Source organism: Blastocatellia bacterium, from assembly GCA_025055075.1.
Classification (GTDB): Bacteria; Acidobacteriota; Blastocatellia; order HR10; family HR10; genus HR10.
The window spans coordinates 1-24,280 of sequence record JANWYV010000006.1 but is presented as its reverse complement, the minus strand read 5'-3'; the positions used below and the strand labels follow the sequence as shown (position 1 = coordinate 24,280).

The following is a 24,280-nucleotide window of genomic DNA, read 5'->3' as shown; positions in this document are numbered from 1 at the left end:
CCCTCCTTTTGCTGAGACTTTCGATTCGGTTATCTCCATGTGGCTAAGAACGTCCCCAGCCGAGAGGAGGTTACACGGAAAATGGGCGTGGGCCGATCCTCGAAGGAGGCCTCACGCGCGAGCCGCGTTGGCGCGCTGTCGGAGCGCTTCAAAGAGGACGATTCCGACGGCGACCGAGACATTGAGCGATGTGATTTGCCCCCTCATGGGGATAGAAACGAGCAGATCGCATTGGGCGCGGGTGAGGCGGCGCAATCCTTTCCCTTCGCTGCCGAAGACGAAAGCGATGGGCCCCGTGTACGCCACCTCTGTATAGGGGATGGGACCATCGGCCTCCACGCCAATGATGCGCACGGCGCGCTCGCGCAGTTGACGGCAGAAGGCGGCGAGATTGGTCACGCGCGCCAGCGGCGTGTGGATCCATGCGCCGGCCGACGTCTTGGCGACGACCTCCGTCAAACCGGCGGCGCGATCCTTGGGGATCACGACGGCTTGCGCCCCCGCGCCGTGCGCCGTGCGCAAGATCGCGCCCAAATTGCGTGGATCCTCGACGTGATCCAAGAGCACCAGCAGCGTCTCCTCCGTGAGATGGGCCAGGATTTGTTCCGGATCGGCGTATTCGCCGGCCGCCAGATAGGCGATCACTCCTTGATGAACGGCCTGTGGGGCCAACCGATCTAAGACCGCGCGCGAGACGATGTGTACGGGAATGCCCGCACCGCGCGCCTCAGCCAACAACTCGTTCATGCGCTGCCGCTTCCCTCCTCGGGCGACGAGCACCTTGTGCACCGCTCGGCCTCGAGCGCGAATGGCCTCGCGTACGGGAGCCCATCCGTAAACGATCGTGGGCTTCGTCGTCATGGCGCCTTCGACCAACTCAAGTGTAGCACGAAGCCGAAGAGGGAAGGACGCTCATCGAGCTAAGGAAGGGAGTTTCGACCGAGTGGAGATGGAACGAATCAGGTACCGACAGACTGTCTCCCCATCTTGGATGAAACACTCGCGCGTGACACAGGCGCGAAGCAGTTCCTCGTGCATGCGCAGCTCTTGCTCGCAGAGTTCTGGACAGACCGCTGCGATGCGGCGCAAGGGACAGTGGGCTTGCGTCAAGAGGAAGCGGCCGGCGCCGATCTTCTCCCAGGAGGCGAGAAAGCCCATCTCCGTCATCGCTTCCGTCAAAAGCTGGACGCGCTCTCGCAGGGACTTGCCCACCAGGCGCGTCCGGAGCCGCGCGATCAGCTTTGTCGTCCGATGCCGCAGCAGCCGACGGAGCGCGCGCTCGCCGAAGAGCTCGCGCACGCCTTCGAGGAGCTCCACGGCGAACTCGCTATACCGCTCGGGAAAAAACCGATCGGCCTCCTCCGTGAGCCGATAGACTTTCACCGGACGTCCACGCCCTCGAGGCTGAATTTGGGCCGTGACCAAGCGATCGCGCTCCAACAGATCGAGATGGCGGCGAAGACTCACGCCCGACAGCCGCAGCTCACGCGCCAATTCCGCGACCGTCGCGCTTCCCCACTGCTTGAGCCGCTCGACGACGCGCATGCGGGTGGACGTATTGGTATTCGACCATCGCTCCATACATTCGGTCGTATTGTACCACAGGTCCGCGCCTCAGCAAACACAGATTATTCAGGCAAAATGTTGCCTATTTCGCGGCGAGCTGATAAGATTAGTCCTTCGCGAGAACTCATGGCAGGAGGGAACGACGATGACACTCACGATCACCGAAGCCGCCGCGGCTGAGATCAAGAAATTCATCGAGAGCGAGAATCTCTCGCCGGAGCGGGTCGGCTTGCGCGTGCGCGTCATCCCAGGCGGATGTTCGGGATTTCAGTATGACCTCGCCCTGGATGACGCCCCCGAGAGCACTGACGAGATCTTGGAGATTCACGGGATCCGGGTCTTCGTGGATCCGTTGAGCAAGCGATACCTGAACGGCGTCGAGATTGATTACGTGCGCTCGGTGATGGGCTCAGGATTCACCTTCCGGAATCCGAACGCCCGCGGGACGTGTGGCTGCGGCAGCAGCTTCACCGTTTGATGGGGCCTTTGGCGAAACGCCCAGCGCTTCGCCGAACCCCTCCGAAAAGGAGGCGCACATGTTCGGCAAGAGGGTCAGCGAGAGCGATGTCCTGCGGGCTCTGCGTCAGGTCGTGGATCCCGATTTGCACCGGGACATCGTCTCGCTGGGATTCATCAAGAATCTCAAGATCGAAGACTCCGTCGTGAGCTTCGACATCAACTTGACCACGCCCGCCTGCCCCGTGAGGGAGCGGATGCGGGAAGAAGCGCGGTGGGCCGTCGCGCAGCTGGAGGGCGTGCGCGAGGTGCGGGTGAACTTGACGGCAGACGTTCGACCGCACGCTGGGTTGGACCGATCTGCGCTCGCCGGAGTGCGAAACATCGTCGCCATCGGCAGCGGCAAGGGCGGTGTGGGTAAATCCACTGTCGCTGTGAATCTGGCCGCTGCTCTGCACATGAGTGGCGCGCGCGTCGGATTGCTCGATGCCGACATTTACGGTCCGGCCGTTCCCATCATGCTCGGGCACCAGCAGCAGGCCGAAGTTCGTGGAAACCGCATCTTGCCCGCCGAACATCACCGCTTGCGCTTCCTCTCGATGGGACTGTTTGTGCCCGGCGATAAGCCGTTGATCTGGCGCGGCCCGATGGCCCATAAGGCCTTGCAACAATGCCTCTTCGATGTGGAGTGGGGGGAGTTGGATTACCTGCTCGTGGATCTGCCCCCTGGGACGGGAGATGTTCACCTGACGTTGGCGCAATCGGTGCCTGTCACCGGCGCCGTCATCGTCTCCACGCCTCAGGACGTGGGATTGGTGATCTCAATGAAGACGCTGCGCATGTTCCAGCAAACGAACGTTCCCATCCTGGGGATCGTGGAGAACATGAGCTATTACATCTGCCCCCACTGCGGCGCCCGCGAAGAGATCTTCGGCCATGGGGGAGCGCGTCGAGCCAGTGAGGAGCTGGGCGTTCCTTTCCTCGGAGAGATCCCCATTGACGTTCGCATTCGTCAGCAGGCCGACACGGGGATGCCGATCGTACTCGCCGATCCGGAATCGCCAGCGGCTCACGCCTATCGTGCGATCGCCGAGCAGTTGGCGGCGCAGATCAGCATCGTGAACTACCAAATGACCCCGCTTCGGATCGAGGAAGTCTCGACATGATCGAGCCCTTTGATCCCTCAAGGAGCGGGAGCATGAGCGCACATGGCCCCATTCGCCCTAGTGCGATTAAGAAGGTCGGAGCGTCCGAGATTCACATCCTCTGGAGCGACGGGCACGCGAGTATCTATCGGGCGAGCTATTTGCGACGTCACTGCCGCTGCGCGCTATGCGTGGACGAGCTGACTGGTCGTCCCACGCTCGTTCCCGAGACGATCCCGGATGACCTCACCATCATCAGCGTCGAGCTGGTCGGCCAGTATGCCCTGCACTTCCAATGGAGCGATGGACACAGCACAGGCATCTATCCGTTCGCGCAGCTTCGCGCCCTCTGCCCGTGCGAGCTGTGCGCGAGCGCATCATCGCGAGCAGCACCTTTGACATGAAGATCCCGCATGCTCATCCGCATCGCGCGCGGAGGGACGAGGAGCGATCTTATTGGCTCAGGTCATCGGACGCGTCGTTTATACGGCGAAGGATGAGACGCCGCACGAGCTGAAGTTGCTTGTGATTTCCCCCTCTCTCTCTCCGGACAGGGAACCCGCTGGGAATCCCCTCATCGCCACGGATCCTGTCGGCGCCGGAGCGAGCGAATTCGTCCTCTGGTGTCGGGGACGCGGGATGAGCTTCCCGATCTTCCCGCGCGAAGTCCCCGCCGATTGCCCCATCGTCGGGATCGTTGACGACATCGCCACCTCCCTTCATCGCCCAGCGCGAGACCACTTCCGTCTCGACCGGCCTTCAAGTGGCGAAAAAAGTCTTGACTTCCTCGCCCTCTTGCTATAGGATGCAGCCGCATCGGTTGGGCGTATGTTGTGGGGTGTGTGTGGCGAAGGTGAGAACCGAACCGTCGTCCTTCGCCCAAGACGTCGGTTCGCAATCCCCTGGGGATTCCCGGCTCTTTCTTCGGGCCATCTCTTTTTAGAGCCTTCTTCGGAAGCGCAGCGTTCCCTCGAAGAGGGATCCGGCGAAGGGATTTTCCATCAGGAGGTCAGACCATGCCGAGGATGCGAGGAAGAGTGAAGTGGTTCAACAACCAGAAGGGGTATGGGTTCATCGAGCAACCCGATGGCCGCCCCGATGTGTTCGTCCATTACTCGGCGATTCAAGAGGAGGGGTACAAGTCTCTGAAGGAAGGACAGCTCGTTGAGTTCGATCTCGTAGAAGGTCCGAAGGGATTACAAGCGGAGAACGTGGTGAAACTCTAGCGTCGGCGCTTTAGGAGACCTTCGGCGTCAGAACCTCCCCCGATTTTCGCAGCGCGTGTGCGAGTCTTCCGAGGCCTCCCTGGAGGAAGCCCTTGTAGACTCGTGCTGGGAAGATCTTTCGTCTTGCGCCACGCTCTCCCCGATCGCGCGAAAAGCCCCAGGTGAGTGGCGTCGGGCGCGTCATCTCCCCCATCGGAGGGCATATCAAGGCGTCGTGCGACGTTTGCGACCGCAGCGAGGAGATTTACTGAGGTTCCAGCAGCGCGCGTTTTGCGGCACGCAAGTTGCATCTCTGAAGAGCGGGAGCCTCGAGCGACCCACGTGATCGCGCGAGGCATCTTCGCCGATTAGGAGGGGACATATGCCGGAGCCGGAAGAGGAGAAAGAGCTTGAGAAGGAGAGAGGCTTCGAGATTGAGCTTCTCTTCTTCATCGTCGGTGCAGGGTTCGTCTTCTTCGGCTTGCTGTTCATCCTGACCGGGATCGGCGCGCTGATTGGCATCGGCATGGTCGTGCTCGGGGGGTTGATCGGGCTTTTCGGCTCGGCCATTGGTGTGGTCCTCGAATGGCGAACATCGCGCAAGCGAGGGACTTGAGCCGGATCTCACCGGATGCACAGACGTTCCAGAAGCCGGGCGAGCAGTTCCGAACGATTCGTCGGGGTCAACTCCCAGAGCTCGACATCGGGGCGCGCGCGGATCCGCTCAATGACCGGATGGGAGCTTTGTTGAATTGTCGCGATGAGGCGCTTGGGGCTGATCAAGATCTTGTCGAGGACACGAACGAAAGCGTGCGAGAAGAGTTCCATGCGCGCGATCTCATCCACGATGAGGAAAGGGATGGCCTCATCAGTCAATCCCCGCTCCAGAACGGGGACAGCGACCTCTTCCATCGCGCGAACGTCCACGCCATATCGGGAGACGCGATAGGGAGTTTGAAAATCCACGTGAGCGAGCAAGCGCCGCTGCCCCTCCAACGTGACGATCTCAAATCCGACGCGATGGCCTGCCGCGTCTCGCACTTCGAGCGTGTAAAAGCCCGCTGCTTGTGGGACCAATCGCTCGGCCACTTGTCGAAGGAGCGTCGTCTTGCCAACACCCGGCCGTCCCGTGATGAGGAGATGGCGTCGCGTCGGCGAGACCGTCGGCATCATGTCACTCACGGATTTCCGATGGGCGCCGAACGGTGATCACCTGACGGCGGCTGCGTCACGACCTCGCGATGTTGCCAACAACGACCACCGCCGCGCACGCGGCGTCGACATGGGCGTCCGCTTTTGGTCGGCGCGCCGCACAGGGTGCTGACTTCCTGAGAGGTGCTCCTCGAAGACGAATTTGGATTCCCCGAAGGGGGCGCCGGAGGCATCTCGCGAGGAGGAGCGAGGCGTTCGATCCGAAGCACCGGGTCTGGAGAAGGAGCGCGTACCGAGAGGCGGCCCACCAAAAATCCCAAGGCGAGACTCGCAATGAGGAGCGCACCCAGCCATCCCCGTCGGTGTCGTTCGAAGCGGCGGGCACACGCATCGCAAAACTGCCGGCTGTGCCAGAAACGCCAACGCTCTCGTTCGATGCGATGCCCGCATTCGGCGCAATAGCGAGGCCGATACATGCGCAGTTCCGTTCATCCGCCCGTGCGGCCACGGGCGTCACCGACCTTCTTTCAGCAATTCCCGCAGGACGTAAGGCAGAATGCCGCCGTGCCGATAATATTCGACCTCGATGGGGGTATCTACGCGCGCGATGGCCGAGAAGACCGTCTCGCTGCCATCTTCGCGTCGAGCGCGAACCGTGAGCATTTGACGCGGGGCGAGTCCTTCCGCCAAGCCCGCGATGTCATAGATCTCACGACCGGTGAGGCCGAGCGTCTCGCGATTCTCCCCTTCGCGAAATTGCAGAGGGAGGATGCCCATCCCGATGAGATTGCTGCGGTGAATGCGTTCGAAGCTCTCAGCGAGCACAGCACGCACGCCGAGCAGGCGCGGCCCCTTAGCCGCCCAATCCCGCGAAGAGCCCGAACCATATTCCTTCCCGGCGATGACCAGAAGCGGCACATGCTCCGCCCGATACCGCTCGGCCGCCTCAAAGATCGTCACGCGCTCGCCGTCTGGGAAGTGCACGGTCCATCCCCCCTCGACGTCCGGCACGAGCAGATTCCGCAAGCGAATATTGGCGAACGTGCCACGGATCATCACCTCGTGATTGCCGCGTCGCGCTCCATAGGAATTGAAGTCCGAAGGGGCGACGCCGCACGCGATCAGATATTGCCCGGCTGGGCTTTGAACGGGAATCGAACCGGCGGGCGAGATATGATCGGTCGTCACCGAATCGCCGAGCACAAGAAGCGCGCGCGCTCCACGAATGTCCTCGAGGGGAGATGCCTCGATCGGCATCTCCTCGAAAAATGGGGGACGACGAATGTACGTGGAGGCCTCGTCCCATGCGAACAATTCTCCTGTCGGCGCGGAGAGCGCGTTCCAGCGTTCCTCGCCGCGGAAGACGTCGGCGTAGGTTCGGCGGAACATCTCGCGGCGAATGGCGGCGCCCATTGTCGCCTGAATCTCCTCAGGCGTCGGCCAGATGTCCTTCAGATACACGGGACGGCCTTCGGGATCTGTCCCAAGCGGCTCTGCCAGCAGATCCACATCCATCGTGCCCGCCAGCGCGTAGGCGACGACAAGTGGCGGCGAGGCCAGATAGTTCGCGCGCACCAGAGGATGCACGCGCCCTTCAAAATTGCGGTTACCGCTCAAGACGGCGACGGCGACCAGCCTCTCTTCCTGAATCGCGCGAGCGATGGGCTCGGGCAACGGCCCACTATTTCCGATGCACGTCGTGCAGCCGTAGCCGACGAGGTGAAAGCGCAAAGCCTCCAGATAACGCAGCAAGCCCGCTTCGCGCAAGTACTCGATGACGACGCGCGAGCCCGGTGCTAGACTCGTTTTCACCCAAGGCTTGGCTCGAAGCCCACGTTCGACGGCCTTCTTCGCCAAAAGCCCAGCGGCGATCATCACCGTGGGATTCGATGTATTCGTACAACTGGTGATGGCAGCGATGACGACCGATCCGTGCCCTAGCTCCGCCTCGTGATCGTTCACGCGCACTGAGACCCGCTTCCGAAGGGGAATGGGTGCGGACTCCACGGCTTCGCCTTCGACCCATTGAGCGAGCTGCTCCGCACCGAACTTTTGGACCTCGCCGTTGACCATGCCCACGAGCGCTCGACGGAAGGCGCGACGCGAATCCTTGAGCGGAACTCGATCTTGAGGACGGCGGGGTCCAGCTACGCTCGGCTCGACCGTGCTGAGATCCAGCTCGATCGTGTCGGAGAAGATGGGATCCGGCGTCTCTTCGCTTCGGAAGAGCCCTTGCTCCTTCGTATATGCCTCGACGAGCGCCACCAAGTCGTCCTCGCGTCCGGTGAAGCGCAGATAGCGCAATGTCTCCTCATCCACGGGGAAGAAGCCGACCGTCGCACCATATTCCGGGGCCATGTTGGCGATCGTCGCGCGATCAGCCGCGCTCAAGCTCCGAAGCCCCGGCCCATAAAATTCCACGAATTTCCCGACGACACCTTTTCGGCGGAGCATCTCGGTGACGGTGAGCACCAAGTCCGTGGCCGTCGCTCCCGGAGGCAGCTCCCCTGTCAGCTTGAAGCCCACGACTTCCGGAATGAGCATCGCGATCGGCTGGCCGAGCATCGCAGCTTCCGCTTCGATCCCTCCAACGCCCCAGCCCAGCACGCCGATCCCATTGATCATCGTCGTATGCGAGTCCGTGCCGACGAGCGTATCCGGATAGGCGAGACCTTCCTCCAAGAACACCACGCGGGCTAAGTATTCGAGATTGACCTGATGCACGATCCCCATCCCCGGAGGGACGACGCGAAAATTCGCGAAGGCCTGCTGCCCCCATTTCAGGAAGCGATATCGCTCGTGATTTCGCTCGAACTCGCGCGCCACGTTCTCGGCGAAGGCCGTCGGCGTGCCGGACTGATCCACCTGAATGGAGTGATCAACGACCAAGTCCACCGGAGTCAGCGGATTGATGCGTCGCGGATCGCTGCCTTGCTGACGCATCCAATCGCGCATCGCCGCCAGGTCCACGAGCGCTGGCACGCCGGTGAAATCCTGCATGAGGACGCGCGCCGGTCGAAATGCGATCTCGCGTTCCTGGCGACCTCCGGTCACGCTCCGACAGACGGCCACAACGTCCTCAGGCGTCACCGTGCGACCATCCTCAAAACGCAAGAGGTTCTCCACGAGAACCTTCAGCGAGAATGGGAGTCGCGCGACCTCTGGCACGCCCGCCCGCGCTAAGGCCGCCAGAGAGAAGTACTCCACCGAGAGCGAACCTATCGAGAGTCGGGATCGGACGCCGAAACTGTCCTTCGTCCCCCTGCCCATAAATCGTCCTCCCTTTCGGTCCCTGCGCGCCTCGGAATCCCCACGACGGGATTCCTCCCACGAGGAATTCAACCCTTGATGATACCAATCCCGCCTCGAATTTTCCACCGAGGACGTCTCCTTCGGTCGGAGAGAGAGTCAGCGAGAGCCCATTTGACGACTTTTCGAGCCTTTGGCTAACATCAAACACTGTTCTTGATCGTCTGGAGGAGTCCCGAACGGGGATTCCGGCGGAGAGAAAGGCTGTGGCGGTCACGGAGGCGGAGCTGAAGCGGATCTTCGCGGAAGCGGTGCGTCAGATCACAGGGCGGCGATCGGTGCCGGAGATTGAAGTGGGGTTCTATCCGTTCGCCGGCCTCAATAACTATATCCGTTTGCGAAGCAATCGGCTGCATGTGAAGCTCTCAGACATTCTGCGGGAAGCGCCACGGCGCGTCCACCAAGCGTTGGCGCATATCCTGGTGGCCAAGCTCTTTCGGCGAAAGGTAGAGGACGAGTGGGAGCGGATCTATCGCACTTATGCGGCTGATCCAGCTATCCTTCGCGCTGCCGAACTCGCTCGGCGCCAGCGTGGACGCAAACGGATTCTCGGCCCACAGGGCCGGTATCGAAATCTCGAACATACCTTTCAACGGCTGAATCGGCTCTACTTCGGCGGCGCTCTCCGAATGCCGATCTTGACCTGGAGTCCATATCGCAGCCGGACGGTACTCGGTCACCTCGATCACACGCATCGGACGTTGGTCATTAGTCGGTTGCTCGACGATCCGCGCATCCCGGAGTTCTTCTTCGAGTACGTGCTCTTCCACGAAATGCTCCATCTCGTCTATCCCCCGCGCACGATCAACGGGAAACGCTATTATCACACGGCGGAATTTCGGGAGGCGGAGAAGCGATTCAAAAACTACGAGAAGGCGAAAGCTCTGGCCGAGCGCATCGCCAATGGACGCGGATATCGCCGATGAGACGAGTCGTCACATGAAGGCATCGGACGTCATTGTCGTGGGAGGAGGAATCATCGGGTGCGCGATCGCCTACACCCTGGCGAAGGAGGGGCTCAGTGTCCGACTTCTGGAGCGCGAGGAGCCCGGGCGCGAAGCCTCATATGCGGCGGCTGGCATGCTCGCGCCTCAATCCGAGGTGATGCACGAGCCTTCTGGCCCATTCTTCGAGTTGTGTCGGGCAAGCCTTCAGCTTTATCCCGATTTCGTCGCCGAGATCGAAGAGGTGACTGGCCTCCCGATCGAATACCGCCGCGAGGGAGCGCTCTTTCTGGCCTTTGATTTCGCTGAGGGCGAGGTCTTGGCCGCTGCTTATGAAAGGCAAAAGGCCATAGGCTTGGCCGTTGAAGACCTGACGGCCCAAGAAGTCCACGAGCGCGAACCCGCGCTCTCGGACGCCGTGCAGATGGCGCTCTTTCTGCCGGACGATCATCAGGTGGACAATCAGCAACTCATGAAGGCACTCATTCTGGCGGCACAGCGTCGCGGCGTGGAGATTTTGACGGGACAGCTCGCCCTCGGTCTGATGCGAGAGGGGGATCGTGTGGTCGGCGTGCGCACCAATCACGGCGCGTATACGGCAACGTGGGTCATCAATTGTGCCGGCGCGTGGGCAGCGACTGTGGATCCTCAGCGGCATCCGCCGCTCCCGGTCAAGCCCATCCGCGGACAGATCGTCGTTCTTCACGCCCGCACGCCCCTTCTGGAGCACGTCGTGCATTCAGCACACTGCTATATCGTCCCGCGTCGCGATGGTCGCTTGTTCATCGGCAGCACGATGGAAGACGTCGGCTATGAGAAGCGTGTGACAGCCGATGCTCTTCTTCGCCTTCTCGCAGCCGCTCGACAAATCCTCCCGGCGATCGAGCGCTGCACGTTCGTCGAAGCTTGGGCTGGATTTCGCCCCGATACCCCAGATCATCTCCCCATCTTGGGGGAAGCCGAGCCAGGTCTTCTCATCGCCACGGGTCACTTCCGCAATGGGATTTTGCTCGCTCCGATCACGGCTCGCTTGATCGCGGAACTGATCACGAGCGGACAAGCGAGCCGAGATCTCACCCCGTTCCACCCCCATCGGTTTTGACCATTACGTGGAGCGCTGCCGACCTTTCCCAGAAGGGAATCGTCGGCTCATCCCCCCTCGACTTCAGGGGAGGCCCATGCTATAGTCTTCGACGAGCTATGCCGAATGCACATACGTTTGAAGCCTACCGGTTGCTGCGAGAGAAGCTGGGGGACGAAGCCACGGCGGCGCTATTGCAGTACATCCACGAGGTGGCTCAAACCCATGTGGCGACAAAAGAGGACATCTACAAGCTGCGCGAGGAGATGAAGGATGAGATCCACAAGCTGCGGGAGGAATTGAAAGGGGACATCGCCACCGTTCGGGAAGAGTTGAAGGGGGATATTGCCGCCGTCCGGGACGAGTTGAAAGGGGACATCGCCGCCGTCCGCACGGAGATGTACCAGATTCGGGACGAGTTGAAAGGGGACATCGCTGCCGTCCGCACGGAGATGTACCAGATTCGGGACGAGCTGAAAGGGGACATCGCCGCCGTCCGCACGGAGATGTACCAGATTCGGGACGAGCTGAAAGGGGACATCGCCGCCGTCCACACGGAGATGTATCAGATTCGGGACGAGCTGAAGCGAGACATTACGCAGATCCGCGAGGAATTGAGGGGCGAGCTGTTCCGCGTCAAAGCGATCCTGTATGTCGTGATCGCCCTGGTCATTTTGAGCAATCCCAAGGTCATTGACACCCTGGGGCGAATCGTTGACTTCCTCAAGTGAGCACCTGCAACTTTCTCTGAGGAGCCGGGACAGGAGCACCCACGCTATTTGTGCGCGAGAGTGGGGACAAATCCCTCCGAGGCGCGGGAAAGAGGGACCCACATTACGTTGAAGAGGAATCGTTGTCCGAAGAGAGTTGCCCTAACCGTCCCTTCGGATGCAGGAGATGGTACTGCTGGCGAGTGAGGCCTTTTTCCACCTGCAAAGCGACCGAGAGTGCAGCCAACACGTAGATCTCAGCCAACACGCTCGCACGCGGGGGAAGATTGAGGGGATCGCCCTCATGAGTAACGCCAGCGTAGAGAAAGACATCCGAATGTCGCGCGAGCCAAGATCGAGGCTGTCCGCTGACGCCGATGATGCGGGCTCCGATCCGTTTGACGGTCGTGACGGTCTCTTTGAGCTCTTGGGTCTCGCCGCTATTGGAGATGGCGATGACGACGTCGCCGGGCAAGACCTGTCCGGCGCTCCCATGTACGGCCTCCGTCCCATGCAAGAAATAGGCCGGTGTGCCCGTGCTGTTGAGCAATGAAGCGATGTAGGTCGCCACATGTTCGGGCTTGCCCACGCCGGTGACATGCACGCGCCCGCCGCGCTGTTCGGCCTGCAGGATCAATTCCACAGCCTGATCGAAATATCCGGGCGTGAGCCGCTTTCGCAACGCTTGCAATTCAGCCAGCGCAATGTCCAGGAATTCTCGAACGGCTGCCTCATAGCGGCGGACCGGTGCCGCTTCACGCGTTTCGAGCCGTCCCCTCATGTTCACATACCTCCGGTGAGGTCTGTGACGACGTGATAGAATCGCTGCCGGAACTCCTCGGGCGTCATGGGATGTTGCTTGGTCGAGGCCACCCGCGCCAGTTCAGCCAAGCGCCGTTCATCTTCGAAATCCTCGCGTTCGAGTCGAATCATATACTCGCGCGCGATCCGATACATCGGGGCCGTGACATCCACGATGCGAATACGCGTGCGCCCGGTGGTCGGGTCCATCAATTGCTCGAAAGGCAGAAATCGAAGCTGCCCACTCACAACGCAAACCAGGGCCCCGGACTGTTCAGCTTGCTCCGGCGTAGGATTGAGCAGGAACTCGATGGCCCCATACCCAAGCGTCTTCACATATTGGCAATCGAAGGCGATCGGCGGAGCCGACCGCACCTCGTAGCCGATCGTCTTGTGAACGATCGTGAGAGCATCTCCACGCGCGGCGAAGCGGCGTTCGACAATCGTCTTGAGGATATGTGCCAGGTCCATCTCGGCCAACCGTAAATGGCCGTACTCATCACGAGTGAGGCGCACGCCTTCGATGTGACTCAGCTCGTCTTCCGGAATGCGCTCCAGCAGCCCCTCGGCGATCACAGCGACGCCATCCCGTCGCTGCCAGAATGCACGTCGTTTCAGGATCGCTCCTTCGAGGACATCGGCCACTGTCTCCAAATGCACGACCTCAGGGAACTCCTCTGGGAGGATAATCGTCGTCACGCCAGCTGCCATGCCGCTTTGCAGGGCGAGATGCCCAGCCGATCGCCCCATCACGACCACGAAATACCAGCGGTTCGTCGTCCGGGAATCCTCCATCAGGTTGCGCAGCAGCTCGAAGATCAACTGACGCGCCGTCTCGAAGCCGAACGTCGGCATGTCGCCCGGGAGCGGCAAGTCGTTATCAATCGTCTTGGGAACGTGGCAAACGCGAATGCGCCCGTTCGCCTGCCGCGCCACGCAATACGCGGCGTACATGGTGTCATCGCCCCCAATGGTCACCAGATATCGAATGCCCAGCGCCTCCAACGACGCGACCACTCGCTCCAGATCCTCCGGACGACGCGTCGGGTTCGCCCGCGAGGTGTTCAAGATCGAGCCGCCCTGGAAATGAATCCGCGAGACCTCGTCATGCTCCAGGAGTCGCACGCGGCTCGTCTCCCCTTTCATCAGCCACGCAAAGCCATCGTAGATGCCTACGACCTCATGTCCACGATTGCGCGCCTCGAGGGTCACAGCGCTGATGACGCCGTTGATTCCCGGCGCTGGCCCTCCTCCGACTAAGATCCCCACACGCCCAGCACTCATTTTTGATCTCTCCCCTCCTCGACGACGGGCATGAGGGCCTAATCTTAGCACTGACGTTGCCTCCGCGCCAAACCGAACGCTTCGAGGAACCCATTCCCACGCTCAGGAGCCGAAGAGCCCGCGTGGCGGGCGCCCGACGCTATCTTGACTTCCCCAAGCCGTGCTCCTAAACTCCAAGCGCTGATCAATCGAGCAGAAGGAGACGCTTCATGCGAATACACGAATATCAAGCGAAAGAGCTGCTCAAACGCTATGGCGTGGCGATCCCTCGCGGAGAAGCGATCACCACGCCGGACGCTGCGCGCGCCGTGGCTGAAAAGCTCGGCGGACGCGTCGTCGTGAAAGCGCAGATTCACGCGGGGGGGCGAGGGAAGGCCGGAGGGATTCGTCTGGCCGATTCACCGGAGCGCGCCTATGAGCTGGCGCGTGAGATGCTGGGGATGACCTTGGTGACGCCCCAAACGGGACCCCAAGGTCGAGTGGTGCGTACCCTTCTCATCGAAGAGGCCCTGCCCATTCGGCGAGAACTCTACTTGGGGGTCATCTTAGATCGCGCGGCGCGCTGTCCGGTCTTCATGGCGAGCCCAGCCGGCGGCATGGACATCGAGGAGATCGCGCAGCGCTCGCCCGAACTGATCTTCAAAGAGCACGCCCATCCAACGCTCGGCCTCCAACCCTATCAGGCGCGCAGGCTCGCTTTCGCACTCGGCTTCACGGCCGAGCAACTTGGGCCCGCCGTGCGCTTCATCCTCGGCCTCTATCGCGCCTTCGTCGAACTCGATGCCTCGCTCGTCGAAGTGAACCCCCTTGTGGTGACCGAGGATGGACGCCTCTATGCCCTCGATGCTAAGGTCACCTTCGATGATAATGCGTTGTTTCGACATCCGGAGTATGCGGAACTGCGCGATGTGAACGAGGAGGAGCCACTGGAGGTGGAGGCCTCCCGGTATGACTTGAACTACATCAAGCTGAACGGCACCATCGGCTGCATGGTCAATGGCGCCGGCCTAGCCATGGCGACGATGGACATCATCAAGCTCGCTGGAGGGGAGCCTGCGAACTTCCTCGATGTCGGCGGAAGCGCAACGACGGAACGCGTGGAGAATGGCTTTCGCATCTTGCTCTCGGATCCAAACGTGCGGGCCGTCTTGATCAACATCTTCGGCGGCATCGTGCGCTGCGACATTGTCGCCGAGGGCGTCCTCCAAGCGGCGCAGAAGATTGGCGTCACCGTCCCCATCGTTGTGCGGCTGGAAGGGACCAACGTCGAGCGCGCGCGGGAGCTACTGGCGCATTCGGGATTGGCGATCACTGTCGCCCACAGCATGAGCGAAGCGGCGGAGCTGGCCGTCGCCCTCGCTCGCCAGGCGTGAGCCTCGAAGATCCCCCTGTTGACAGCTTCGCCATGCGCGCGATAGGGTGAATGACTGGGAGCAGCCCATCATCGGTTGAGAGCGCGAAGATGAAGCGATACATCTTGAAGCGAACAGCGATCCGGCGCACGCTGATCAATTACCGCGCGGAACTCAACGAGGAACAGTATGCGGCGGTCACCTCGGGGGAAGGTCCGGCCTTGGTGATCGCCGGTGCCGGCTCGGGCAAGACGCGCGTGATCACCTATCGCGTCGCTTGGCTCGTGGAGCAAGGGATCGATCAATCGCGTGTGCTGCTCGTGACCTTCACCAATAAGGCCGCGCGCAGTATGCTCCAGCGCGTCGAGGCCCTATTGCAAACGGATTGTCGCCGCATCTGGGGGGGGACGTTCCATCACATCGCCAACCGCGTGCTGCGTCGACACGCAGAAGCGCTCGGCTACCATCCGAATTTCACGATCCTCGACAGCGAGGACGCGCGCGAGCTGCTCGAGGCATGCGTGCGCGCCTGCGGCATCGAGACGCGCGCGCGGCGATTCCCCCGCGGCGAAGTCCTTCAGGATCTCCTCAGCCTCTCGATCAACACGGGGCGCTCGCTGGAGGAGATCGTCCTGGCGCGCTTCCCTTATTTCGAGCCGCTTCTTCCGGAGCTTGAGCGCGTCTTCCACGCCTACGCCGAGCGCAAACGGCGCGAGAACGTGATGGATTACGATGACCTGCTGATGAATTGGTGGCGATTGCTCACCGAGCATCCGGCGATCGCCGCCCTGTATGCGGAGCAGTTCCAGTACATCCTCGTGGACGAATATCAGGACACGAATCGGCTTCAGGCCGAGATCGTGGATCAGCTCGCGGCGCGCCATCGCAACGTCATGGTCGTCGGCGATGATTGTCAAACGATCTACAGTTGGCGGGGGACGGACTTTCGCAACATCTATGAGTTCCCCGAGCGCTATCCCGATGCGCGAATCTACCGGCTGGAGACAAATTATCGGAGCACGCCGCAGATCCTAGCACTGGCTAACGCTTCCATTCGGCACAACGAGCGGCAGTTTCACAAAGAATTGCGCGCGCGACGCGCGGACGGGCCGAAACCGGCCTTGGTGCCGGCACAGGATGTCTACGAGCAAGCGGCCTTCGTCGCCACGCGCATCCTGGAGGCGTACGAGGAAGGGGTGCCACTGTCGGAGATCGCCGTGCTCTATCGCTCGCACTACCACTCGATGGAGCTGCAGGTCGAACTGATGCGGCGGCGTATCCCCTATGTCGTTCGCTCCGGATTGCGCTTCTTCGAGCAGGCGCATGTCAAGGATGTGCTCGCCTATTTGCGCGTCGTCGTGAATGCTCACGATGAACTGGCATGGCGGCGTCTGTTGCGCATAGTGCCGGGGATCGGACAGCGTACGATCGAGCGCATCTGGCCGGTCATCGCCGGAAGTCCGGATCTGCTGCGCGCGCTCGCCGAGGTCGAAGCGCGAGGCTCCATCCCCCGCCGCGCCCAATCCGGATGGCGCGAATTGCGCGAGCTGTTGGAGGTGCTCATGGACGAACCGCTCGCCCAGCGCCCAGCCGCTCAGATCGAAGCCATCCTCGCCAGCAGTTACACGGACTATCTGCGCGCGACCTACAGCAACGCCGAGATGCGCTTGGAAGATTTGCGCCAGCTCGCGCAATTCGCCGCTCGTTATCCCTCGACCGAGCATCTCCTGAGTGACGTCGCCCTTCTCGGACAGGAGCGATTCTCCATGCGCGACGGACTCTATGGCGAAGATATCCTCGGCGGAGCGGAAGGCGAAGAGGAACCTCTCGTGCTCTCTTCGATCCATCAAGCGAAGGGTCTGGAATGGCGCATCGTCTTCCTGATTTGGGCCGCTGATGGACGCTTCCCCACAGCGCGCTCGCTCCAGGATCCGGATGCTCTGGAAGAAGAACGCCGGCTCTTCTACGTCGCTGTCACTCGTGCCAAGGATGAGCTGTACGTCTGTTACCCCCTCATCGCCCGTGAAGGCGTGCGCACGATTTTGCTTCGCCCCTCTCGATTCATCACCGAGGTCGAGCCCGAACTGTTCGAGACGTGGGTGATCGAGTCGGCGTGAACGCGCTCTCTGGAAAGCGCGTGGCGAGATCGCCGCTCGACGAACGCTGGGGATCAGGCCGAATGTGAGCGCGTCTCCTCCCTATCCTGGAGATTCACCGCGACCGGTCGAAGCGCCGCGCTTCGCTCCCCTGGATCCGCGGTTTCAACCCATGCTCTTTCTGGCGGCGGCTTTCGCTGCCGGCATCGCCTTGGGCCGCGTCCTTCCCCATCGCCCGCTTTTGTGGGGAATCATCGCTACTGGTACGTGGTTCCTCGGCCTCACCGCGCGGCGCTCGCGCGCCTTCGTTCCCATATTGCTCGTCGGATACAGCCTGGTCGGCATTCTTCATCTGCAACTCGCAGAAGGACGCTCGGCGTCGCCGCGCCTCCGAACGCTTTACGACCGGGGACTCCTCGCGGCCGGAGAAGCCACGCGCGTGATCGGACGTCTGGCGGCTTCGCCCGAGCGCGCGCCGGGGAGGGTTTATCTCGATATTGATGTCGAACACGTCGTCGCGTTCGAGCGCATCTATTGCACAAGCGGTCGCCTGCGTTTGATGGTCGCCCTCCCCGATGCAGAAGCGCGCGCCATCTACGAGCGGCTGGGACTGCGCTACGGCCAGCGCCTCCAAGCGCTCGGGCGGCTCGTGCGTTTGAAGCGGCATCAAAATCCCGGTTCGCCGGAATACGACGAGTATCTGGAGCAGCGGGGATACGATCTCGCAGCCGTGAGCAAAAGCCCGCTGCTATTAGAACCGCTCGAGGAGACCTCGCCCGCTCCCTTCCCCCACGCGGCTTCGTGCGCCCGATCTTCGACGCAGGAATTTGCTCGCGGGCTCCTAGTGCGCGTGCTCACTCCGCTTTCCGACATCAAGGAGCTGCTCGAACAGGAGATTGACCGGGTATTCCGCGAAGCAGGGCCTCGAACGGCAGGACTTTTGAAAGCGCTCCTTCTCGGAAACCGACATTTCCTCGAAGCCCACATGGCGGAGGCGCTCCGCGCCGGAGGGACGTTTCACATCGTGGTGATCTCCGGGTTGCACGTCGGATTTTTGGCCGGGATGCTCTTTGCCGTGATCTCCTGGTACACGCGGCGATCGTTCTGGCGCGCCTTCGGCACGCTCATCCCCTTGTGGGGCTATGCCCTCATGGTCGGCGGCCAGCCTCCGGTTTGGCGCGCGACCGTGATGGTGACGGTCTTTCTGCTCGCTTCGCTTTTATTTCGGCAGGCGCCAGTGGCCAATAATCTCGGCATCGCCGCCTTGGTCCTGCTCGTCATTACCCCTCAACAGCTCTTCTCCCCCTCATTCCACCTCTCCTTCGTAGCGGCCGGCAGCCTAGCCCTGCTTGTAGCGCCACTGATCGCGCGGCTTCAAGCGATCGGGTCTTGGCGACCGACGCCCGAGCATCCCTATCCCCCACAGAGCTCAGAGATCGTGCGGCGATTGGCCGAGTGTCTCTTTTGGAACGAACGGCAGTTTCAGCGCGAGCAAAAGACTTCGCTGATTCGCTTCCGATTGGAGAAGGGATCCCTGGCCCGTGCGCTCAATCGATTTCGGCTCCAACCCCTGGTGCGCGCCCTTGTGCTCTCGCTGCTCGTCTCGTCTATCGTCCAACTGGCCATGCTCCCCCTTATGGTCGAGTACTTTCACCGCACTGCCCTTATCGGCATTGCGCTCAATGTGGTCGTCGGCGCGACGATCGCGCTCCTTGGGTTGACCGCCCTCTTCGCGCTCGCGCTCTCGCTGTGGCAAGAGTCTTTGGCCACCTATCCGGTCACGCTCAGCCGCGTGCTCACGGAAGCGACCGTCGCTAGCTCGGAACTCGCCCTTCGATTCCCCGCGCTCAGCCCTCGCGTCCCAGACTATTCGGGAGCGGGCGTGCTCGTATACCTCGCCTATTGGGCCATTCTCCTCTACTTCGCATATCGGCTCCACGCCTGGCGTCCGCTGGACCCTCCCGCTCACACTTTACCGCAGCCTGGCGCACGGCATCGGGATCGCCCACTGAGAGTACGGCGATTGGCGCTGAGCATTGCGCTCGTCCTCCTCACCGTGAATCTCGGATTCCTCGTCGCCCACCCGTTTCCGCCCGCCCGACCAAAGGGCTGGCTCCTCCTTCATTTCCTCGACGTGGGCCATGGGGATGCGATACTCCTGGAATCTCCCGATGGCACGACGATGCTCGTAGACGCCGGCGGAGAGATCGGACCGTCGCCGACGCAGATGGCCGACGACGGGGAGCCGGAGTTCGTCGAAGACCGTTTGCCCATTGGAGAAGCCGTCGTCTCCAACTTCCTCTGGTCGCGAAGGCTCAAGCGCATTGATCTCCTGGTCCCCACGCACGCGCACGCCGATCATCTGCGCGGATTCCTGAATGTCGTTCGGAATTTCGACATCGGAGCCGTGCTCCTTGTGCGCCGTCCCTCAAAGGACCCCATTTTCTCCGCCTTCCTGCAAGAGGTTCAACGACGGCGCATTCCCGTGGTGGAGATCCAGCAAGGCGATCGCCTTCGGATCGGACGCGCGATCCCGCCCGTCACGGCCACCGTGCTCTGGCCACCTCCCTCAGACCGTCCCCCTGAAACGTGGGAGAACGCGGACTCGCTCGTCCTCCGCATTCAGTATGGGGACACGAAGCTCCTGCTGACTGGGGACATCGAGCGCGCTGCCGAAGAAGCGCTGCTCGCCGCCGGTTGGGAGTTGCAGAGCGACGTCCTGAAAGTCCCCCATCACGGAAGTCGCACCAGTAGTTCCGATGCTTTCCTCGAGCGAGTCCGGCCTCGATGGGCGATCGTCACGGCCGCTGATCCTGTGGCCGGGCGATTCCGATACCCGCATCCCGAGGTCCGAGAGAGATATGACCGCCGGGCCATCTCGCTCTTCCACACGGGGCAGCAAGGCCTGATCACTCTCATGACCGACGGGCAAACGTTTCGGATCTCCCCATTTGGTCGGTGAGCGAGCGGGGAACGATCGCTCGAAGGCCACTATGAGATCTCGACCTGTTGTCAACCCCTCGCCGGATGTGATATTCTAGGGCGCGAATCGCTCGGTGTGGGGAAGGGCCGGACATGGAGCTAACCGAACGAGTCTTTCGGACTTACACAGAAGCCGAGCTGACCGAGCTGCTTCGGCAGGCCCAGCAGGAATCGCACGAGGCCCTCGAAGAGCTTTTTTCTTTCTTGCGTGAAAGAATTCTCTCGCTCGCCAAAAGAAATACACGAAATCTTGGCCTGCGGGCTGCGGATGCGGAGGAAGCGACTCAGGAGACGCTGCTCATCGTTCACAGGCATTTGCAAAGGCTGGAGACGTGGGAGAGCGTGATGAAATTCGCGCGGCAGGTCTTGAGAAATCGTCTTGGCAATTATTACCAGTATCGCCTCCGCCGCGATCCGGTGGAAGTCCCAATAGAGAAAGCGCGCGTTTCTGCCCGCATAGAGCTCCAACTGGAAGTCAAAGAACTGGAACGAATCATCGAGCGAGCGATTGACGAACTGCAAGCGAAGCGGCCTCGGCAGGCGGCGATCTTCCGTGGCCTCCTCATGGGGTTGAGCAAGGAGGAGCTGTGTCAGGCCCTCCGCATCACGCCCAATCATTTCGATGTCGAGTTGCATCGCGGTCGGCGCCTCTTACGGCGCCTTCTCAAAGAAAAATGGGGGATCGAATGGTAGCCCCAACGGAGAGAAGACCGAGTATGTCAGCAAGCGAACGGAAATGCACGGATCCGCGGCTCGGGCGATTACTGCCGCAATATGAATTGGGCCTGTTGGAGGAAAGCGAGCGCAAGGCTTTCCTGAACCATCTGCTGCAATGCAATTTTTGCCATGCCGAGCTGTACGCCTTGGAGCCCGTCATGGATCTGTTGCGCGCCAAACGCGAAAAGGCCCTCGCCTCTCGAAAGCGATCCCTTCTTCTCAAGATGCGCTTGGCGCTGCTCGCCGAGCGAAGACGCGCGATCCAGTGGGCGGCTTCGATCCTGATTGCCGTGAGCGCCAGTACGATCGCCTTCTTCTGGTTCCGCGCGTCCGAAGAGACCTCTGATGTACCCAATATCGCTTCGCCGGAGAAGGCACCGTCTCCCGCTCCGAAATCCTCACTCTCACCCGAGGAGATTGCCCGGCTGCGCAGCGCGGGGACTGCGGAGACGATGGAACGCGCGCGCTCCGCTTACGAGAAGGGCGATTTCCCCCACGTCGTCGAACTCCTCATGCCGATCGCGCGGCTTGAACCTGAGAACGCGGAAGCCCATTTCTACCTCGGGGCATCCTGGCTTCAGCTCAATCGCCCACAAGAGGCCATCGCTCCTCTTCGACGAGCCGTGCAGCTCAGCATCGGCATCGAACAGGAGCGCGGCCGATACTATCTCGCTCTCGCGTATGCTCGTGCTGGTTATCGCGAGGAAGCGCTCCGGGAGCTGGAAATCCTCATCGCCGGCAACAGCCTGTATCGCACGGAGGCTGAGAAGGCGAAACAACAGCTCCTTCAGTCTGGCACCGTGAGATGAGAAAGCGCACGATGCGACGAACGATCATCCTCATCGGCGCAATGGCGGGCTTGGTGATCGCCGCCACGCTCTTCTTCGTCTGGCGCGCTCCTGGAGCACGACCGATTCGCTTCGGCGAACGCCAGGAAGCTCTCCTGCGGCCGCAGGATTCGTTCGCGCCGGGAAGCGTGTGCGGGCCGAAACACTTCTGGAGCTTTCAAGCCGAAGCCGGACAGCGAATCACGCTCACGGTCACCTCGTATGAGTTCGATCCCTCAGTCCAACTGCTCGGTCCCTTGGGACGCCCGATCGGCTGGAGCGAAGATGACGACTGGTTCTTCACCGCGCGCTTGCGCGCGACGCTACCAGTGAGCGGACGCTACATGGCGATCGTCTGCGGGACGAACGCCGATCAATACGGCACGTATTGGATCACGCTGCGGCAGGGCGATGAAGAACCGTTGTGGCGAGAGAACGATGTGTTCGCCTTCTTCCGACGCGGGTTGGAATGGGCCGAGCGCCAACGGAATCTGCGTGCGCAGAGCTGGCTGCACCTGGCGCTTGGCCGATATCTCCGCGAGCATCGGCGTTGGAAGGAAGCGGAAGCGCATTACGCGCAGAGCGAACAGGTTGCGAAAGAAGCCGCTTTCTCCTATGGTCGCTGGTTCTTGGGCCTTGAGCGGGCGGCGCTGCTTGCCCGTCACCTGCAGTACGAAGAAGCGATCGCCGAGCTGGAACGGGCGCTCGACTTCGCGAAGAATTTGCGCGCTGCGGAGTATGCCGAAGCGCTCACGCTCACGCGCCTGGGCGATCTTCACCGCTCTTTGGATCGCCACGAAGCAGCGACGGCGTACTATCGCCGCGCACTTGTGCTCACTGAGCGATTGAAGCATCCGACGCTGCTCGTGCCGCTTTACGCTTCCCTGTCCGAATTCCTCCGCCTCTCGGAACGGGAGCGCGCCTTCGCCTATGCTGAGCGCGCTTACGCCCTCCGCGAGGGCGTTGATCCCCTGCTTCGCTTCCTGGCCACTTATCGGTTCGCCGAAACCCGCATCGCATCCGGGAAGATCGCTGAAGGCTTGCGGATCGCTTCCGAAGCCCGTGATCTCGCTCGTCGCCTTGGATGTCGAGATCAAGAGAGCGCCATTCTCCTCGCGATGAGCATCGCGTACTTCTCCATGAACGATCCGGAGGGGATCGTTCGTTCGGCTCGCGAAGCCCTGGAGTTGACCGATCCCAACGATGCCGATCCGAACCCCCGCCGCATGGCTCTGCAGATGCAAGCAGATGGGGAGATGCTTCGGGGACGTCATGAAGAGGCCTTACAACTCTGCACCGAAGCGCTGCGCGTGACCGAGCGCGCATGGGCGCGAGCGCCGATCGAAGAGCTGCGACAGCGCTTCCTCTCCTGGTCGAAGGCGATCTCCACGCAGATCATCCGGAACCTGTACACCCTCTATGCGCGCCATCCCAATGCAGAATACGCGCGCCAGGCTTTCGATGCGGCCGAGCGGAGTCGGAGCCGGACGTTGCTCGAACAACTCGCGGCTTTGAAGGTCGGCTCCGCCGTGCGGAACGACATCGCACTGCTGGAAGAAGAACGAGCGGTGCTCGATCGTCTCTCGGCGCTCGGGCGCCAACTCGTCCTCGCGCGCTCAAGCGGGACGCTCGATGCGTCGGAATTGAATCGCTTGGAAGAAGAGCGAGCCCGGTTGCTCAACGAGCGCATTCAACTCGAAGCGCGCATCCGTCGCATGACGGCGGGCGAATTGGACAAAGCGTGGATCGCGCCGCTCACGGCCGAGCGCGTGCAGCGCGAGTATCTGGCCGCTCACCCCAACGCCGCCATTCTCCTTTATCAACTCGGCATTCGCGAGAGCTTCCTCGTCGTCCTCACGCGCGAAACCGCGCATTTCTTTAAGCTGCCCAACTGGACGACGATCCGGGATACCGTGAACGAATGGCGGGCGCATATTCGACGACAGGTCACTCCGGAAGGGCGCACGCCCGAAGCCCTGCGGGCCTATGCGCGCGTCGCCCATCGGCTCTACGAATTGCTCCTCCGCCCAGCAGCTCACGTCATTCGAGGCCGAGAGCTGGTGATCATCCCCGATGCCGCGCTTCACGATCTCGCCTTCGAAGCGCTTGTCGTGAATCCTCCCGATGAAGGAGCTGCGCCGGCTCAGGAAGGGAGTGATCGCGCGAGATCTTTCCGCCCGCGCTATCTCATCGAGGAGCACTCGGTCGTCTATACCCCCTCGGTCTCCGTACTCGTCGAGATCGCTGCGCGGCAGAAACGAACGGCTTCAAGCGGCAGGGTGCTTCTCGTCGGCGATCCCATTTTCAACGCGGATGATCCGCGCGCGAAGGAAGCCGCACCGACGCTCGTGGCCATGAATACGCCAGCCGCTCGATGGCGCGGAGGATTACATCGGCTTCCTCTGACGGAGCGAGAGGTGTGGGAGATCGCTGCGCTCAGCGCGCGACACGGGCTACGACCGACGGTTTGGCTCGGACGCGAGGCGAGCGAGGAGAACCTGAAGGGTCGCGATCTCACGAAGTATCGCTTCGTGCATTTGGCGACGCATGCGGTGGCCGATCCGCAAGACGGGGATTTTTCGGCCGTCGTCCTCTCGCTCGTGGGAAGGGATTCTCGCGAAGATGGCGTCCTCACGGCGGCCGAGATCGCGCG

21 protein-coding genes are annotated in these 24,280 nt (G+C 61.7%); 14 read left to right on the top strand and 7 right to left on the bottom strand.

The annotated features are described in order from the left end of the window. Positions 1-111: 111 nt before the first annotated feature. Both rlmB and NZ746_01995 read right to left on the bottom strand, forming a co-directional pair. Positions 112-861, bottom strand: coding sequence for a 23S rRNA (guanosine(2251)-2'-O)-methyltransferase RlmB (rlmB, locus tag NZ746_02000; GenBank protein ID MCS6816133.1), 750 nt, complete (start codon positions 859-861; stop codon positions 112-114). Positions 862-912: 51 nt separating this feature from the next. After that, entirely contained in the window at positions 913-1,581 is a 669-nt protein-coding gene (locus tag NZ746_01995; protein MCS6816132.1) for an ArsR family transcriptional regulator, read from the bottom strand. A 130-nt stretch (positions 1,582-1,711) separates the two neighbouring features. Between NZ746_01995 and erpA the strand changes: the two genes are divergently transcribed. The 6 genes from erpA (at position 1,712) to NZ746_01965 (ending at position 4,988) form a co-directional block, all read left to right on the top strand. Continuing rightward, positions 1,712-2,044, top strand: coding sequence for an iron-sulfur cluster insertion protein ErpA (gene erpA / locus NZ746_01990; protein MCS6816131.1), 333 nt, complete (start codon positions 1,712-1,714; stop codon positions 2,042-2,044). A 58-nt stretch (positions 2,045-2,102) separates the two neighbouring features. Beyond that, positions 2,103-3,188, top strand: a complete 1,086-nt coding sequence (locus NZ746_01985) for an Mrp/NBP35 family ATP-binding protein (protein ID MCS6816130.1) — start codon at positions 2,103-2,105, stop codon at positions 3,186-3,188. A gap of 32 nt (positions 3,189-3,220) precedes the next feature. Further along, positions 3,221-3,571 carry a DUF971 domain-containing protein gene (locus NZ746_01980; GenBank protein MCS6816129.1) on the top strand — a complete coding sequence of 117 codons (351 nt, stop codon included), beginning with the start codon at positions 3,221-3,223 and terminating at the stop codon, positions 3,569-3,571. 52 nt (positions 3,572-3,623) lie between these two features. Beyond that, positions 3,624-3,971 carry a EutN/CcmL family microcompartment protein gene (locus tag NZ746_01975; GenBank protein ID MCS6816128.1) on the top strand — a complete coding sequence of 116 codons (348 nt, stop codon included), beginning with the start codon at positions 3,624-3,626 and terminating at the stop codon, positions 3,969-3,971. 221 nt (positions 3,972-4,192) lie between these two features. Continuing rightward, the gene (locus tag NZ746_01970; protein MCS6816127.1) at positions 4,193-4,393 is read left to right on the top strand and encodes a cold shock domain-containing protein; all 201 of its coding nucleotides are present in this window, start codon (positions 4,193-4,195) and stop codon (positions 4,391-4,393) included. Between the two features lie 361 nt (positions 4,394-4,754). Further along, on the top strand, positions 4,755-4,988 hold the full coding sequence (locus NZ746_01965) for a hypothetical protein (GenBank protein MCS6816126.1): 234 nt from the start codon (positions 4,755-4,757) through the stop codon (positions 4,986-4,988). An 8-nt stretch (positions 4,989-4,996) separates the two neighbouring features. Here NZ746_01965 and NZ746_01960 read toward each other — a convergent pair whose 3' ends face one another. Continuing rightward, positions 4,997-5,542, bottom strand: coding sequence for an NTPase (locus tag NZ746_01960; GenBank protein ID MCS6816125.1), 546 nt, complete (start codon positions 5,540-5,542; stop codon positions 4,997-4,999). A 495-nt stretch (positions 5,543-6,037) separates the two neighbouring features. Beyond that, positions 6,038-8,794, bottom strand: a complete 2,757-nt coding sequence (gene acnA, locus NZ746_01955) for an aconitate hydratase AcnA (protein MCS6816124.1) — start codon at positions 8,792-8,794, stop codon at positions 6,038-6,040. Positions 8,795-9,039: 245 nt separating this feature from the next. Between acnA and NZ746_01950 the strand changes: the two genes are divergently transcribed. The 3 genes from NZ746_01950 to NZ746_01940 all read left to right on the top strand — a co-directional run bounded on the left by NZ746_01950 (position 9,040) and on the right by NZ746_01940 (position 11,589). Further along, complete coding sequence (locus NZ746_01950) at positions 9,040-9,759, top strand: SprT-like domain-containing protein (protein MCS6816123.1); 720 nt, start codon at positions 9,040-9,042, stop codon at positions 9,757-9,759. 13 nt (positions 9,760-9,772) lie between these two features. Further along, positions 9,773-10,879 (top strand): glycine oxidase ThiO, encoded by a 1,107-nt coding sequence (thiO, locus tag NZ746_01945; protein MCS6816122.1) that lies wholly within the window; start codon positions 9,773-9,775, stop codon positions 10,877-10,879. Between the two features lie 98 nt (positions 10,880-10,977). After that, positions 10,978-11,589 carry a hypothetical protein gene (locus NZ746_01940; GenBank protein MCS6816121.1) on the top strand — a complete coding sequence of 204 codons (612 nt, stop codon included), beginning with the start codon at positions 10,978-10,980 and terminating at the stop codon, positions 11,587-11,589. Positions 11,590-11,692: 103 nt separating this feature from the next. On the opposite strand, the gene NZ746_01935 is transcribed toward NZ746_01940, so the two are convergent. After that, complete coding sequence (locus NZ746_01935; protein ID MCS6816120.1) at positions 11,693-12,349, bottom strand: SIS domain-containing protein; 657 nt, start codon at positions 12,347-12,349, stop codon at positions 11,693-11,695. A gap of 2 nt (positions 12,350-12,351) precedes the next feature. Continuing rightward, a complete protein-coding gene (gene pfp, locus NZ746_01930) occupies positions 12,352-13,653 on the bottom strand; it encodes a diphosphate--fructose-6-phosphate 1-phosphotransferase (protein MCS6816119.1) in 1,302 nt (433 codons plus the stop codon). A gap of 209 nt (positions 13,654-13,862) precedes the next feature. On the opposite strand from pfp, the gene sucC reads away from it, so the two are divergent. The 3 genes from sucC (at position 13,863) to NZ746_01915 (ending at position 20,063) form a co-directional block, all read left to right on the top strand. After that, positions 13,863-15,026 (top strand): ADP-forming succinate--CoA ligase subunit beta, encoded by a 1,164-nt coding sequence (gene sucC, locus NZ746_01925; protein ID MCS6816118.1) that lies wholly within the window; start codon positions 13,863-13,865, stop codon positions 15,024-15,026. 89 nt (positions 15,027-15,115) lie between these two features. Further along, positions 15,116-17,122, top strand: a complete 2,007-nt coding sequence (locus NZ746_01920) for an ATP-dependent helicase (GenBank protein MCS6816117.1) — start codon at positions 15,116-15,118, stop codon at positions 17,120-17,122. A gap of 64 nt (positions 17,123-17,186) precedes the next feature. Beyond that, positions 17,187-20,063, top strand: a complete 2,877-nt coding sequence (locus tag NZ746_01915; GenBank protein MCS6816116.1) for a ComEC/Rec2 family competence protein — start codon at positions 17,187-17,189, stop codon at positions 20,061-20,063. Positions 20,064-20,182: 119 nt separating this feature from the next. Here the strand turns inward: NZ746_01915 and NZ746_01910 are convergent, their stop codons facing one another. After that, positions 20,183-20,719: a hypothetical protein gene (locus NZ746_01910; protein MCS6816115.1), complete on the bottom strand. Its 537-nt coding sequence runs from the start codon at positions 20,717-20,719 to the stop codon at positions 20,183-20,185. 80 nt (positions 20,720-20,799) lie between these two features. Here NZ746_01910 and NZ746_01905 point away from each other — a divergent pair, with 80 nt between their 5' ends. Then, complete coding sequence (locus NZ746_01905) at positions 20,800-21,609, top strand: hypothetical protein (protein ID MCS6816114.1); 810 nt, start codon at positions 20,800-20,802, stop codon at positions 21,607-21,609. Positions 21,610-21,620: 11 nt separating this feature from the next. Next, positions 21,621-24,280, top strand: a 2,660-nt coding sequence (locus NZ746_01900) for a CHAT domain-containing protein (protein MCS6816113.1), incomplete at its 3' end; no start/stop codon positions are given.

Bases quoted from the DNA above. Each gene is read 5' to 3' on its own strand.
- rlmB (MCS6816133.1), bottom strand. From the start codon at position 861: ATGACGACGAAGCCCACGATCGTTTACGGATGGGCTCCCGTACGCGAG.
- NZ746_01995 (MCS6816132.1), bottom strand. From the start codon at position 1,581: ATGGAGCGATGGTCGAATACCAATACGTCCACCCGCATGCGCGTCGTC.
- erpA (MCS6816131.1), top strand. From the start codon at position 1,712: ATGACACTCACGATCACCGAAGCCGCCGCGGCTGAGATCAAGAAATTC.
- NZ746_01985 (MCS6816130.1), top strand. From the start codon at position 2,103: ATGTTCGGCAAGAGGGTCAGCGAGAGCGATGTCCTGCGGGCTCTGCGT.
- NZ746_01980 (MCS6816129.1), top strand. From the start codon at position 3,221: ATGAGCGCACATGGCCCCATTCGCCCTAGTGCGATTAAGAAGGTCGGA.
- NZ746_01970 (MCS6816127.1), top strand. From the start codon at position 4,193: ATGCGAGGAAGAGTGAAGTGGTTCAACAACCAGAAGGGGTATGGGTTC.
- NZ746_01965 (MCS6816126.1), top strand. From the start codon at position 4,755: ATGCCGGAGCCGGAAGAGGAGAAAGAGCTTGAGAAGGAGAGAGGCTTC.
- NZ746_01960 (MCS6816125.1), bottom strand. From the start codon at position 5,542: ATGCCGACGGTCTCGCCGACGCGACGCCATCTCCTCATCACGGGACGG.
- acnA (MCS6816124.1), bottom strand. From the start codon at position 8,794: ATGGGCAGGGGGACGAAGGACAGTTTCGGCGTCCGATCCCGACTCTCG.
- thiO (MCS6816122.1), top strand. From the start codon at position 9,773: ATGAAGGCATCGGACGTCATTGTCGTGGGAGGAGGAATCATCGGGTGC.
- NZ746_01940 (MCS6816121.1), top strand. From the start codon at position 10,978: ATGCCGAATGCACATACGTTTGAAGCCTACCGGTTGCTGCGAGAGAAG.
- NZ746_01935 (MCS6816120.1), bottom strand. From the start codon at position 12,349: ATGAGGGGACGGCTCGAAACGCGTGAAGCGGCACCGGTCCGCCGCTAT.
- pfp (MCS6816119.1), bottom strand. From the start codon at position 13,653: ATGAGTGCTGGGCGTGTGGGGATCTTAGTCGGAGGAGGGCCAGCGCCG.
- sucC (MCS6816118.1), top strand. From the start codon at position 13,863: ATGCGAATACACGAATATCAAGCGAAAGAGCTGCTCAAACGCTATGGC.
- NZ746_01920 (MCS6816117.1), top strand. From the start codon at position 15,116: ATGAAGCGATACATCTTGAAGCGAACAGCGATCCGGCGCACGCTGATC.
- NZ746_01910 (MCS6816115.1), bottom strand. From the start codon at position 20,719: ATGCAACTCGACATCGAAATGATTGGGCGTGATGCGGAGGGCCTGACA.
- NZ746_01905 (MCS6816114.1), top strand. From the start codon at position 20,800: ATGTCAGCAAGCGAACGGAAATGCACGGATCCGCGGCTCGGGCGATTA.